Origin of the sequence: Acinetobacter colistiniresistens, assembly GCF_024582815.1 — a bacterium.
Taxonomy (GTDB): domain Bacteria; phylum Pseudomonadota; class Gammaproteobacteria; order Pseudomonadales; family Moraxellaceae; genus Acinetobacter.
The window spans coordinates 114056-128500 of record NZ_CP102099.1 but is presented as its reverse complement, the minus strand read 5'-3'; the positions used below and the strand labels follow the sequence as shown (position 1 = coordinate 128500).

Sequence of the window (14445 nt, the reverse complement as noted above, 5' to 3'; positions counted from 1 at the left end):
TGTAGGTTTTATTTATTTAGATTTGTACAGGTTAGAATCCTCTAAAGTAGTACTTATTATGAATAAAATTTATCGTTTAGTTTGGAATAAGAGTCTAAATTTATGGACTGTAGTTTCTGAAAATGCACGTGGTACAACTAAAAAACGCAATGTAAACACAAATATCTCAATTAAAACAAAGATCAACTCTTCTGCTGTTACAGATCAACAAGCCCAACTTAAACCGACTCTTATTGCTCTTGCATTAAGCTCGGTTTTTTTTAGTACAGGGGCGCTTGCTGGTGTCAATACAGGTGGAGGAGACTCCAGTAATGGTTCCAGTATGGCGATTTCACCGACGATTGCACAATGCGGTACAGGTGGAGTAGCGAGTATTACTAATGGGAATACGGGAGATGGGGGGAATAGTGTCGCGTTGGGATGTGGTAATAAGATTTCAGGAACTGATTCAACTTGGCAGCAATTTGTTGTGAATCGCCGTGGCGGAGGAAATGCTGCTTATGGTGCTCAGGTACCAATAGGAGATAAAAATGGGGTATTTACTGGCTCCACAGCCGTAGGACGGCAAAATAACATCCTTGGTCAAGGTGGGGCGACTGTCGTTGGGACGGCAAATGTATCTCAGAGTAGCAGTCAATTTCATAATGTACTTATGGGCCAAGGTAATAGTACAGTGGGGACTGGCGGCTATAATACATTAATGGGGATTGGTAACCAGATTGTGGACGATGCTGCTGCTAAAACCGATGGTACAGGAGTTGGTACTAACAGTATTGCGATTGGAGTTGCAAACCGTGTTACAGGGCAAACGTCAATTGCTTTTGGACGTCAAAGTTATGCCGATGCAGATTACTCAATTGCCCAAGGAAATGTTGCAACAGTGCAGCGAGGGGCAACTGGGGGGATAGCCTTGGGCTTTTCAGCTACAGTTTCAGGCAAGCATGGGGTAGCAATTGGAAGTGCTTCAGGAATTCGGAACTATGACCCTGCGACATCTGCAAATGCGGCAGAGGACTCTGTTGCTGTTGGAACACGAACCAATGCAAGTACACTTGAATCTGTTGCAATTGGTGCTGGCAGTGAAGTAACAGGGACAGATATTGGCATGCAGCAACGGTTGGCAGACCGTCGCAGTAATGTAGTTGGGGCAACTAATGTATATCCAGACGGTAAAGATAATGTACTCAGTCGAGGTACTGCCGTTGGTCAAAACAATAAAATAAGCAATCGTGGCGCAGGAACTGCAATAGGGAGTAATAACAGCATTACGGCGGCCAGCGATCCTGCTCTTGCAGGTTATAATGTTGTGATTGGTCAGGGTAACTTGGCAAGTCAAGCATACAATACAGGTATTGGTATTGGTAATGATGTTTCAAAAGGGATAAGTAGTACCGCAATTGGGGTGAATAATATTGCTAGTGGTAATACGGGTATTGCCATGGGGCGTGGTACACAGGCACTGGCTGATTTTGCAATTGCACAGGGTAATACAGCGACAGTGGCAGCTGGAGCGACAGGGGGTATTGCTTTAGGTAATTCTGCTAACACCACTGGCATACGCGGTATTGCGATTGGCAGCAGCACGGGTGGGGCGCAGAATGATACCGCTACGGCACCCAATGCAATCGGAATGGATAGCATTGCATTAGGGACAGGTGCAAAAGGAATAAGTAATAATGATATTGCCATTGGGCGTAATGCCGCGACAGCTGCAGGATCGGGTGGCGATAATATTGCTATGGGGAATAGTGTCACTACTGGAGCAACTGGCAAAAATGTTGCCATTGGTTCGGATGGCACCACAGCCAATTCTAGAACTGGCGATGGTGGAGCTGTTTCTATTGGCCGTGGTCAGCGTGCGACTGGAGATGGAGCTGTTGCCATTGGTGATCCAAATGTTGTGAATGGTGATGGTGCTGTTGCGACAGGCCGTAACAATACCGCTGCCGGAGATACAGCTGGAACAACAGCTGCCAATGGTGCGGTTGCGGTAGGTAATGCAAACCAAGCCATTGGTCAGGGTTCAGTCGCATTAGGGAATACTTCTGTGGCAGCGGCGGCAGGTGCAATCGCATTGGGCGATAATGCGAGTGCACAGGCAGTGCGTGGTATAGCGCTTGGTTCGGGTGCAACGGCAGCCAATGCCAGTGACGTTGCATTGGGCTCGGGTTCTGTGACTGATGCAGCCAATCCAACTGCCAATGGTACGGTAGGTGGTGTCACTTATAACTATGCAGGTACAAGCCCAAGCAGTGTGGTTAGTGTGGGTAGTGCTGGTAATGAACGTCAAGTGACCAATGTGGCAGCTGGTCGTGTCAGCGAAACAAGTACCGATGCAATTAATGGTTCTCAGCTTTATTCGACACAACAAGCCTTAGGAAACCTTGCAGAATCCACAGCTAATCATCTAGGCGGTGGCTCAGTTGTCAATCCGGATGGTACGGTCAGTGCACCAAGCTATAGCGTCAATGGCAATAACGTGAGCAATGTTGGCGATGCCATCACTGAGTTGGATAAAGGCTGGAATCTGCAAAGCAATGGTGCCAATGCAGGTGCAATCAAAGCAGGCGATACGGTTGATATCGGCACCGTTGCCAATGAAGAAAACCTGACGGTCACTAAAAATGGCAAGACGATTCAATATGGTTTAAACCGTAATCTGAAAGTCGATAGTGTGACTGCAGGTGATACCGTCATTAATAACAATGGCATGACCATCAGCAATGGCCCAAGTATCACTAAATCAGGCATCAATGCCGCAGGTAGCCCAATTACCAATGTTGGTGCAGGTGTTAATGGCACAGATGCCGTGAATAAAGATCAACTCGACAATGCAGCCGCAGCCGCTAAAACCGAAGTGACTGAAGGTAAAAACATCACCGTAACCAAAACCACAGGTACAGATGGGCAGGACATTTATAATGTCGCAACAAAAGACAGTGTGGACTTTAATAACGTCACAGTTGGTGGTGTAGATGGAGTCCGTATTGATGGCACGACGGGTAAGATCAGTGGTGTTGCTGATGGCACCATTGCAGCAGGCTCAACCGAAGCGATTAATGGCAGTCAATTGGCAGGAACAGCGAAGAGCGTATCGGATGCTTTAGGCGGTGGCTCGGTTGTTAATCCAGATGGTACGGTCAGTGCACCAAGCTATAGCGTCAATGGCAATAACGTGAGCAATGTTGGCGATGCCATCACTGAGTTGGATAAAGGCTGGAATCTGCAAAGCAATGGTGCCAATGCAGGTGCAATCAAAGCAGGCGATACGGTTGATATCGGTACCGTTGCCAATGAAGAAAACCTGACGGTCACTAAAAATGGCAAGACGATTCAATATGGTTTAAACCGTAATCTGAAAGTCGATAGTGTGACTGCGGGTGATACCGTCATTAATGACAATGGCGTGACCATCAGCAATGGCCCAAGCATGACCAAGTCGGGGATTAATGCCGCAGGAAATTCAATTACAAATGTTGCAGCAGGTGTCAATAACACTGATGCGGTGAATAAAGGTCAACTCGACAATGCAGCCGCAGCCGCTAAAACCGAAGTGACCGAAGGTAAAAATATCACCGTAACCAAAACCACGGGCACAGATGGACAAGATATCTATAACGTTGCCACAGCCAATGATGTTGCCTTTGATTCAGTGAAAGTAGGTGATATCAATCTTGATGGCACAACGGGCAAGATCAGTGGGGTTGCCGCAGGTGATGTGACTGCGACTTCAACAGAGGCGATTAATGGCAGTCAATTGGCAGGAACAGCGAAGAGCGTATCGGATGCTTTAGGCGGTGGCTCAGTTGTTAATCCAGATGGTACGGTCAGTGCACCAAGCTATAGCGTCAATGGCAATAACGTGAGCAATGTTGGCGATGCCATCACTGAGTTGGATAAAGGCTGGAATCTACAAAGCAATGGTGCCAATGCCGGTGCAATCAAAGCAGGCAATACGGTTGATATCGGTACCGTTGCCAATGAAGAAAACCTGACGGTCACTAAAAATGGCAAGACGATTCAATATGGTTTAAACCGTAATCTGAAAGTCGATAGTGTGACTGCAGGCGATACCGTCATTAATGACAATGGCGTGACCATCAGGAATGGCCCAAGTATCACCAAGTCGGGGATTAATGCCGCAGGTAACCCAATTACCAATGTAGGTGCAGGTGTCAATAACACTGATGCGGTGAATAAAGGCCAACTCGACAATGCAGCCGCAGCCGCTAAAACCGAAGTGACTGAAGGTAAAAACATCACCGTAACCAAAACCACGGGCACAGATGGACAAGATATCTATAACGTTGCCACAAAAGACAGTGTCGATTTTAACAACGTCACGGTTGGTGGTGTAGATGGAGTCCGTATTGATGGCGCAACGGGCAAGATCAGTGGTGTCGCAGCAGGCGATGTGACTGCGACTTCAACAGAGGCGATTAATGGTAGTCAATTGGCAGGAACAGCGAAGAGCGTATCCGATGCTTTAGGCGGTGGCTCAGTTGTTAATCCAGATGGTACGGTCAGTGCACCAAGCTATAGCGTCAATGGCAATAACGTGAGCAATGTTGGCGATGCCATCACTGAGTTGGATAAAGGCTGGAATCTACAAAGCAATGGTGCCAATGCCGGTGCAATCAAAGCGGGTGATACGGTTGATATCGGTACCGTTGCCAATGAAGAAAACCTGACGGTCACTAAAAATGGCAAGACGATTCAATATGGTTTAAACCGTAATCTGAAAGTTGATAGTGTGACTGCAGGTGATACCGTTATCAATGACAATGGCGTGACCATCAGCAATGGCCCAAGTATCACCAAGTCGGGGATTAATGCCGCAGGTAACCCAATTACCAATGTAGGTCCAGGTGTCAATAACACTGATGCGGTGAATAAAGGCCAACTCGACAATGCAGCCGCAGCCGCTAAAACCGAAGTGACTGAAGGTAAAAACATCACCGTAACCAAAACCACGGGCACAGATGGACAAGATATCTATAACGTTGCCACAAAAGACAGTGTCGATTTTAACAACGTCACAGTTGGTGGTGTAGATGGAGTCCGTATTGATGGCGCAACGGGCAAGATCAGTGGGGTGGCTGCAGGTGATGTGACTGCGACTTCAACAGAGGCGATTAATGGCAGTCAATTGGCAGGAACAGCGAAGAGCGTATCGGATGCTTTAGGCGGTGGCTCAGTTGTTAATCCAGATGGTACGGTCAGTGCACCAAGCTATAGCGTCAATGGCAATAACGTGAGCAATGTTGGCGATGCCATCACTGAGTTGGATAAAGGCTGGAATCTACAAAGCAATGGTGCCAATGCCGGTGCAATCAAAGCGGGTGATACGGTTGATATCGGCACCGTTGCCAATGAAGAAAACCTGACGGTCACTAAAAATGGCAAGACGATTCAATATGGTTTAAACCGTAATCTGAAAGTCGATAGTGTGACTGCGGGTGATACCGTCATTAATGACAATGGCGTGACCATCAGCAATGGCCCAAGCATGACCAAGTCGGGGATTAATGCCGCAGGAAATTCAATTACCAATGTTGCAGCAGGTGTCAATAACACTGATGCGGTGAATAAAGGCCAACTCGACAATGCAGCCGCAGCCGCTAAAACCGAAGTGACCGAAGGTAAAAACATCACCGTGACCAAAACCACGGGCACAGACGGACAAGATATCTATAACGTTGCCACAAAAGACAGTGTCGATTTTAACAACGTCACGGTTGGTGGTGTAGATGGAGTCCGTATTGATGGTACAACGGGCAAGATCAGCGGTGTTGCCGCAGGTGATGTGACTGCGACTTCAACCGAAGCGATCAATGGCAGTCAATTGGCAGGAACAGCGAAGAGCGTATCGGATGCTTTAGGTGGTGGCTCAGTTGTCAATCCAGATGGTACGGTCAGTGCACCAAGCTATAGCGTCAATGGCAATAACCTGAGCAATGTTGGCGATGCCATCACTGAGTTGGATAAAGGCTGGAATCTACAAAGCAATGGTGCCAATGCAGGTGCAATCAAAGCGGGTGATACGGTTGATATCGGTACCGTTGCCAATGAAGAAAACCTGACGGTCACTAAAAATGGCAAGACGATTCAATATGGTTTAAACCGTAATCTGAAAGTTGATAGTGTAACTGCAGGTGATACCGTCATTAATGACAATGGCGTGACCATCAGCAATGGGCCAAGCATGACCAAGTCGGGGATTAATGCCGCAGGTAACCCAATTACCAATGTTGGTGCAGGTGTTAATGGCACTGATGCTGTGAATAAAGGTCAACTCGACAATGCAGCCGCAGCCGCTAAAACCGAAGTGACTGAAGGTAAAAACATCACCGTAACCAAAACTACGGGCACAGATGGACAAGATATCTATAACGTTGCCACAAAAGACAGTGTCGATTTTAACAACGTCACGGTTGGTGGTGTAGATGGAGTCCGTATTGATGGAACAACGGGCAAGATCAGTGGTGTTGCCGATGGCACCATCGCAGCAGGCTCAACCGAAGCGATTAATGGTGGTCAGTTACATGGTGTTGCGGATAGTGTTCGAAGCTCAATTGGCGGTGAAACAGTCTTAAATCCAGATGGTACAGTGACGACCAGTAATGTTGGTAATACAGGTCAGAACAATATCCATGATGCGATTGACTCAGTGCGTAAAAATGCAGTTACAGCCAAGACGACGGTCACTGAGGGTGACAATATGGTTGTGACCAAATCGACCAATCCAGATGGGAGTAGCAACTATGAGGTTGCTACTGCGAAGGATGTGAAATTTGACAGTGTGACAGCAACAGATGCAGATGGTAATGAAAGCATCCTGACAGCTAAAGGAGTAAGTCTAAAAGACCAGGCAGGAAATACCACTGTTCTTGGTCAGGACGGACTCGGTTTTGTTGACTCAACTGGCAATCCTATAGGGCCACGAATTACTGCAGGTGGCATTAATGCAGGCAATACGGTGATAGGGGGCGTCGCAGCTGGCCGAGTTGCATCTGATTCACAAGATGCCATCAATGGCAGCCAATTAAAAGGCGTTTCAGAGAGTGTATCGAATGCAATAGGTGGCAATACCACAGTCAATCCGGACGGTACGATCAACACCAGTAACATTGGAGGAACAGGCAAAGACAATATCAATGATGCAATTGGTGCAGTGGGTAAAGCGGCACAAGCAGCCAAAACCACGGTCAGCAAGGCGGAGGGTGATGAGAATATTACGATTAATCGTAGTACCAATGCGGACGGTAGTACGGATTATAAAGTTGGTTTAGCGAAGGACATAAATGTTGATAGTGTGACAGCAGGTGGTACTAAAGTTGATGGGGATGGCTTACATATTACCGGTGGCCCAAGCGTGACCAAAGCCGGTATCAATGCAGGAGACAATAAAGTCACAGGCGTAGCAGATGGTACGGTTGCTGCGGGATCACAAGATGCGATTAATGGTGGTCAGTTACATGGTGTTGCCGACAGCGTCAAAAACGTTGTAGGTGGTAATGCCACGGTGAATCCAGATGGATCAATCACGACCAGTAATGTTGGTGGCACAGGTCAAAACAACATTAATGATGCGATTAACTCAGTTCGAGGTGCGGCTGCAGCAGCTAAATCGACGGTGAGCAATAAGGATGGCAATATTTCAGTCACGCCAACGACCAAGGCGGATGGTAGCAAGGACTATGAAGTCGGCTTAGCCAAAGATATTAAGGTCGATAGTGTAACAGCTGCCAATCAAGTCAATGTAGGGGGGAGTGAAGGAACCACGATTGCCGCAGATGGTGTGCGTATCGCCGAAGGTCCAAGCATGACCAAAGCTGGTATTGATGCCGGACGTCGGAAGGTCACGGGTGTTTCCGAAGGTACAATTGCGCCAGATTCAAAAGATGCAATTAATGGTAGTCAATTGCACCAGTCCTATGAAAATGTGGGCAAAGCATTGGGTGGTGGTGCAGGCTATGATCCAGTGAGTGGATGGACACCACCGAACTACGAGGTTGCTGGTGGAAAACATGACAATGTGGGTGATGCACTCAATGCTTTAAACAATGCCGATCAGGCCCTCGGTGATCGGATTACCAATCTAGGTGACCAAATGCAGCAAGCATTTTATGACACCAATCAACGGATTGATGATGTTAAAAAGCATGCCAATGCTGGGGTAGCCGCAGCGATGGCGCTTGAAACAGCACCATATATCTCTGGCAAATATACTTATGCAGTTGGAGCGGCTTATCACGGTGGTGAAAATGCTGTCGGTGTAACACTGCGTAAGACAGCGGATAATGGTCGCTGGTCATTGACTACAGGCGTTGCTGCTGCTTCGCAGGGCGATCCGAGTTTCCGTATCGGTCTAAGTGGTGTATTTGATTGATTTTAATTCAGGGGAGTCCTCTGGACTCTCTTTGGTTTAAACCATAATAAAGTGAGAAAAAAGATGAAGAAGATGCAGATTTTGATCATGACCACACTATTGAGTGTTGTATTGCTAAGCCAAGCGAATGGTAAGGTAGACGCCAAACATACGCAGGATGTCACTTTTCCAGCAGTCAATCAGAGTTATCTTAAATTGGTGAAACGCTATGAAGTCGATGATATTGCACGTTTAAGTGTGGGTATGAATAAAGACCAGCTTCGTCATATTTTAGGAAATCCGCATTTTAATGAAGGCGTGATGCTGGTCAAAACGTGGAATTATGTCTTGGATATCCGTATCCCTAATACGCAACAATATAAACGTTGTCAGTTACGCATTGATTTCGATCGAGCCTATAAAGTAGAGAAATTATCTTGGAAAGAACATGAATGCCAGCAGGAAATGACTTAGTTTTAAGCAAAAATCTTGTCATTTTATCTGTATGACAGGCTCATTGATTTGATTGTTAATTAAACAAGCAGCTCTAAATGATCTGTTTGTTTAATTTTCCTAAAATGATTATTTAAAGAGTTTAATGTGTTAAAAAATTAAGACTAAGGTTTGATAAGCTTGAATGAATTGAAATATGAGATGGATTATATGTTTCATACTTTCTCACAGCATGGGAAAAATATAAAGCTGCACCTTATTGAGGTCGGGAATAAAGATTTAAAACACGCAGTTATTTTTTTTCTTTTAGAAGTTGATAAGTTCTTTTCCCTCATTAATAACCTATCTGTCGAGCATTTTAGAATTATTTTGATATATCGATGCGAGATAGTCGACCAAGATTTAGCGGTACTTGATTTTTCCAATGAGATCAGGTGCTTAACTACTCAATTTAATATGGATAATGTGCATTGCATATTCGAGCCAAACATAGACGATTTTTATAAATATGCTTTATTTTCCAGTGACCTATTTGATTCAGTTACGGTTTCTAAAAAGTTTGATGAGCTTTGCTTGCAAGCCTTTTTTGCATCATGTCCACGTAAGATCGAGGCAACAATCGACTTTATTGAAAAAGTAAATCTGCAAATTGGTCATACCTTGTCAGAAGGCGAGCCATATTTAATCAAAGTCGCAAAAAAAATGAGACTAACACCCAGGGTATTATCGAAAAGAATAAGAAGTGAAGGCGAAGAATTCAAATTATTGGTCAAGCAAATACGACATGAAAAGGCATTATTTTTATTGAAAAACGAAAATGTAAGTTTGTGTGATATTGCATACACACTGGGCTATACAGAGCATAGTGCTTTTACACGTGCATTTAGAGGATGGACAGGATGTTCGCCTTGTCAGTTTAGAAAATATTTAAAATAATTCAATTTGAGGTATAAAGTTTTGGATATTAGGGACTTAAAAACTTTTATATATGTCGTTGATCATCAGTCAATCACGATTGCATCTAAAAAGCTTGGTGTTAATCAGTCAACAGTGACGAAACGTATTAGCAATATCGAGGAGCTTGTTAAAGGCACATTGTTTAATCGAAAGACTAGGCCATTACAGCTCACAAGTTTAGGGAAAAAAGTGTATTTAAAAAGCTGTTTTATTTTAAAGCAGTTAGAGTCACTTCAAAATTTTAGTAGTGAAGGCAGTAGCGAGGTTAAAAAAAAGATTCGGATTGGTATTACACAAACATTCATAGATGACATTTTGGATCATGTTGTTTATGAATCCAAAAAGTTGAGCTCGTATTATGAGATTGATATTTATAGTGGGTGGGGATGCAGTCTGATACAGCAAGTCTATGAAGGAGAGTTGGATTTAGCTGCTTTGATGATTCCATCAAATCTTGGTTTAATCAGCGATATAGCATTCTTTGAGTTAGGCACACTTCCTTTTGTGATCGTGACGAGAAAAGGTGAAGCCTGTAAATATCATAATTTGGAAATGTGTAGCAAACGAGGCTGGATCCTTCATCCTGATGGTTGCTGTTTTAGAGAAAGTTTGGCTCAACTCTTATATGACCGAAAACTGGGGTTTTATATTAATAAAGAGATTTTTGGTATTGAACTTCAATTGCAAAGTATTTTGAGGGGGGAAGGTCTGGGACTTTATCCGAAATCTTTCTTCGATAGCTTTGTGTTACAGCATGATGATCTGGAAATTGTTGAACTGAACGATTTCTCTCTTTCATTGCAAGTCGGGGTGATCAAGTCTCAGCAGATTGGTGTGGATGAAGCAAATGCGTTTATCGAAATTGTGAAGAATCATTATTTCCAATGATGAAACTGCTGTACAAAGCCCAAATCTAGATCACGGGCTTTATACATCAACCTAGAAGTACTGAGGCTGGTTCTATTCTTGAAACTCATTAATAACTTCCAGTGCAGCTCTAAAGGCTTCCTGGGTTGCTGGCGCTCCACAATAGGGCAAGCTGTGTAGTAATACTTCCTGAATTTCTTCGACTGTTGCACCATTATTCAATGCGCCACGAATATGGCCTTTAAGCTCGGTTGGACTCTTCAATGCAGTTAAAAATGCAATCGTCACCAAAGAGCGGTATTTACGGGGTAGTACACCTTCACGTTGCCAAGTTGAACCCCAAGCATGCTCATTAATCCAGTCCTGTAAAGGTTGAGTGAAGGGTACAGTATTGTCCTGCGCACGTTTGACAAAGGATTCACCCATAACTTCGGTACGCACTTTTAAGCCATTTTCATAATCTTGTTGTGACATATTTTTACTCTTATTGCAGTGAGAAAAGGTTCGCTTTTTGATGAGACGACACCCATCCTACCCCAATCATTGTACAAGCTAAAGTTGAACATGCTGACTGCGTTGTTCTCAGTAAAATAGCTCCATTCACAATGAAAGGTTTGAAAATGACCTAAGCAGACTTCGAAATTTGTGTACTTGTCGGCGCTTCAGACCTATTGAGGGACACTTTATTTTCTAAATAGATAAATTATACTAGTAGTTTGGGATCGCCATCCTGCCTTGTTATTTATCTCCTTTCTATGTTGTCTCTATTCGCTCAGCACTTAGCTCAAGATCGCTTCTGTATTTTAGTCGAATACTTATGTTCTACTCAAAGTATTCTGCCTGTACCACAATCAATTGCGGGCTTTCCTGCAATGATGACGTTGGCTGATCGGGTGCAAACTGATGAAGATCCTGCACCGATTGAATTTGCACAGCATTATCCTGAAACAATTGAAAAATTATTACATTTTTCAGGCAAGGGCAGAGATATTGCCGAGTTTGAAACATTCTTGGATCAGGCTGAGCAAGCAGGGCAGCAAAATCTGTTATTGCTCACAGGTGATAAGCTTAAAAAGCATTCCTCTGGTCAGGGGCTAGCAACGGATCGGACACGCTATTTAGAATCGGTGAATGCAGTCATCGCAGCGAAAAAACGCAAGACGTTTCATATTGGTGTCGCATTTAATCCATTTAAATATACCGAAGCAGAGCGTGATGCACAGTATTTCAAACTCCATAAAAAGATTAGGGCAGGAGCAGATTTTGTAATTACCCAATTGGGTTTTGACCTAGAGCAGACCAAGCACGCTCAAGCCATATTAGCACCCGATTATCCTGACTTTCCCTTGATTGCCTGTGTGATGCCACTGACTTTGCGTCGAGCACAGTTTATGCTGCGCCATCAGGTGGCTGGCATTGTGATTTCTGAGCATATCTTAAAGGTATTGGAGCAAGAAAATCAGGGCGATTCAGCTCAGGCTGAAAAAAATGTATATGCACGTTGTGCCTTGCAAATTTTGATCTGTAAGCATCTTGGTTATAAAGGCGTACATTTATCCTCATGCCATAAACCGCAAGAACAGGTTCAACTTGAACAGGCATTACAGCAGTATCAACACTTATCGCTGACTGAGTGTGAGCAGCTTTGGTATCAGCTGTGGCAAACGACGACCCATCGCGTGTTTCAGCCAAAGGTTGAGATTGTTCGTAAGAAAGTAACCAGCGCTCAAATTTTAAAATATAAAAATATGCAACTCCTGCATGGTGTTTTCTTTAGCTCTAATGCGGCGCTGCAGCTTGGCCGTTTTGTGTTTAAAGCCGCTTTTTGGGAGCGCCCCAAAGCCAGCCATCTTTTATTAAAGGTTGAACATTTCAGCAAGCATTATGCGGTTGGGTGTGATAGTTGTGGGCAATGTCGTTTAAGTGAAACATTATATATTTGTCCTGAAACCTGCCCGAAAGGTTTGGCCAATGGGCCATGTGGTGGAACGAGTTTAGATCGTTGTGAGTTTGGCGATCGAGAATGTATTCACTCTGTCAAGGCTAGACTGGCAAAGGCGGTTGGTCAAACGGAGCTGCTGAAAACAGAATTGATTCCAGCCGTGTCCATCGAGACACGGGCAACGAGCTCTTGGAAGAATTGGTTTAAATCAATAGAGCCACAAAATAGGGGGAAGGAGATTTAAACGGTTTCCGTCTGCCCGACATGATGATAGGCACGATTAAAATACACCAGACTATGCTCATGTTCACTCTGCTGAATTGCGACGATACGACAAATAAAAATCGTATGCGTTCCCACTTCCTGAATCTGCTCAATCTCGCAATCGAAATTTACCAAGGCATCCTCCAAAATAGGTGCACCGGTTTCTAGCTCTGACCACACGCCATGTTTAAAGCGCTCTTCTGGACTCAGTTTCGATGAGAACGCTTTAGAAATATGCTGATGCTGGGCACTTAACACATTCACGCTGAGGATTTTATTGTCGACAAAATGCACATGCGAACTTGATGCTTTATTCATGCAGACCAATAAGGTCGGAGGGGTATCAGTGACGCTACATACAGCAGATGCAGTAAAGCCATAACGACCAGACATGCCTGTCGTGGTAATCACACTGACTGCACTGGTTAATAAAGACATTGCATCTCTAAAGTCTGTTGCTTCAACCATCACTTTATTCCTCAATTAAACCTGAATATTGGGAGAAGAAGGGCGAGCAAGTGTCACCCTTTACTCCATACACGATCAGTGCGTACAGGGCTTAGAGTTCTCGACGAACAATGTCTGCACCTGCACTTAATGCATTCAGTTTGCCACGCGCAATATCACGCGCTAAAGGCGCCATACCACAGTTGGTTGATGGATAGAGCTTATCCGCATCCACAAATTGAAGTGCCTTACGTAGTGTATTTGCCACTTCTTCTGGCGTTTCAACGGTATTGCTTGCTACGTCAATTGCACCCACCATCACTTTCTTGCCACGAATCAGCTCAATCAAATCCATTGGCACACGTGAGTTGTGGCATTCGAGTGAGATGATATCAATTTTTGACTGCTGTAGCTTTGGAAAAGCTTCTTCATATTGACGCCATTCTGAACCGAGGGTCTTTTTCCAGTCGGTATTGGCTTTGATGCCGTAACCATAACAAATATGCACCGCAGTTTCACATTTCAGTCCTTCCAGTGCACGTTCCAAGGTTGCAACACCCCAGTCATTCACTTCATCAAAGAACACATTAAAGGCAGGCTCATCGAACTGAATGATATCCACACCCGCTGCTTCTAATTCTTTGGCTTCTTCATTCAGGATTTTGGCAAATTCCCATGCCAGTTTTTCACGACTTTTATAATGCGCATCATACAGCGTATCAATCATGGTCATCGGGCCTGGCAACGCCCATTTAATCGGTTGATTGGTTTGCTGACGTAAAAACTTGGCATCTTCAACAAACACAGGCTTTTGACGTGATACTGCACCCACAACAGTTGGTACACTGGCATCATAACGATTACGGATGCGTACAGTTTCGCGCTTCTCAAAATCAACACCGGTAAGGTGTTCAATAAATGTCGTCACAAAATGCTGACGAGTTTGCTCGCCATCGCTGACAATATCAATGCCTGCCACTTGCTGCTCATGCAAAGACAAACGTAATGCATCCTGTTTGCCTTCAATCAAGCCTTGCTCTTGCAATTTCCATGGTGACCAAAGCTTTTCAGGTTCTGCCAGCCAAGACGGTTTTGGTAAGCTGCCCGCAGTCGATGTTGGTAATAATCTTTTCATCATTAATAA

8 protein-coding genes are annotated in these 14445 nt (G+C 44.5%); 5 read left to right on the top strand and 3 right to left on the bottom strand.

The annotated features are described in order from the left end of the window. The first annotated feature begins 58 nt into the window (after positions 1–58). The 4 genes from NQU59_RS00550 to NQU59_RS00535 all read left to right on the top strand — a co-directional run bounded on the left by NQU59_RS00550 (position 59) and on the right by NQU59_RS00535 (position 10669). Positions 59–8392, top strand: a complete 8334-nt coding sequence (locus tag NQU59_RS00550; RefSeq protein WP_257064525.1) for an ESPR-type extended signal peptide-containing protein — start codon at positions 59–61, stop codon at positions 8390–8392. 63 nt (positions 8393–8455) lie between these two features. After that, on the top strand, positions 8456–8845 hold the full coding sequence (locus tag NQU59_RS00545; protein ID WP_257064524.1) for an outer membrane protein assembly factor BamE: 390 nt from the start codon (positions 8456–8458) through the stop codon (positions 8843–8845). Between the two features lie 189 nt (positions 8846–9034). Continuing rightward, positions 9035–9760, top strand: coding sequence for a helix-turn-helix domain-containing protein (locus tag NQU59_RS00540; RefSeq protein WP_005239710.1), 726 nt, complete (start codon positions 9035–9037; stop codon positions 9758–9760). A 21-nt stretch (positions 9761–9781) separates the two neighbouring features. Further along, positions 9782–10669: a LysR family transcriptional regulator gene (locus NQU59_RS00535; RefSeq protein WP_257066078.1), complete on the top strand. Its 888-nt coding sequence runs from the start codon at positions 9782–9784 to the stop codon at positions 10667–10669. Between the two features lie 72 nt (positions 10670–10741). On the opposite strand, the gene NQU59_RS00530 is transcribed toward NQU59_RS00535, so the two are convergent. Beyond that, positions 10742–11122: a carboxymuconolactone decarboxylase family protein gene (locus NQU59_RS00530; RefSeq protein WP_005239707.1), complete on the bottom strand. Its 381-nt coding sequence runs from the start codon at positions 11120–11122 to the stop codon at positions 10742–10744. Positions 11123–11403: 281 nt separating this feature from the next. Here NQU59_RS00530 and NQU59_RS00525 point away from each other — a divergent pair, with 281 nt between their 5' ends. Continuing rightward, positions 11404–12834 (top strand): methylenetetrahydrofolate reductase C-terminal domain-containing protein, encoded by a 1431-nt coding sequence (locus tag NQU59_RS00525; RefSeq protein WP_257064523.1) that lies wholly within the window; start codon positions 11404–11406, stop codon positions 12832–12834. On the opposite strand, the gene NQU59_RS00520 is transcribed toward NQU59_RS00525, so the two are convergent. Further along, complete coding sequence (locus NQU59_RS00520; protein WP_257064522.1) at positions 12831–13322, bottom strand: flavin reductase; 492 nt, start codon at positions 13320–13322, stop codon at positions 12831–12833. The two genes, NQU59_RS00525 and NQU59_RS00520, sit on opposite strands and share 4 nt — an antisense overlap. A gap of 91 nt (positions 13323–13413) precedes the next feature. Continuing rightward, the gene (locus NQU59_RS00515) at positions 13414–14436 is read right to left on the bottom strand and encodes a methionine synthase (protein WP_257064521.1); all 1023 of its coding nucleotides are present in this window, start codon (positions 14434–14436) and stop codon (positions 13414–13416) included. Positions 14437–14445 lie beyond the last annotated feature (9 nt).

Coding starts and splice junctions, on each gene's coding strand:
- NQU59_RS00550 (WP_257064525.1), top strand. CDS start 59: ATGAATAAAATTTATCGTTTAGTTTGGAATAAGAGTCTAAATTTATGG.
- NQU59_RS00545 (WP_257064524.1), top strand. CDS start 8,456: ATGAAGAAGATGCAGATTTTGATCATGACCACACTATTGAGTGTTGTA.
- NQU59_RS00540 (WP_005239710.1), top strand. CDS start 9,035: ATGTTTCATACTTTCTCACAGCATGGGAAAAATATAAAGCTGCACCTT.
- NQU59_RS00530 (WP_005239707.1), bottom strand. CDS start 11,122: ATGTCACAACAAGATTATGAAAATGGCTTAAAAGTGCGTACCGAAGTT.
- NQU59_RS00525 (WP_257064523.1), top strand. CDS start 11,404: ATGTTGTCTCTATTCGCTCAGCACTTAGCTCAAGATCGCTTCTGTATT.
- NQU59_RS00520 (WP_257064522.1), bottom strand. CDS start 13,322: ATGGTTGAAGCAACAGACTTTAGAGATGCAATGTCTTTATTAACCAGT.
- NQU59_RS00515 (WP_257064521.1), bottom strand. CDS start 14,436: ATGAAAAGATTATTACCAACATCGACTGCGGGCAGCTTACCAAAACCG.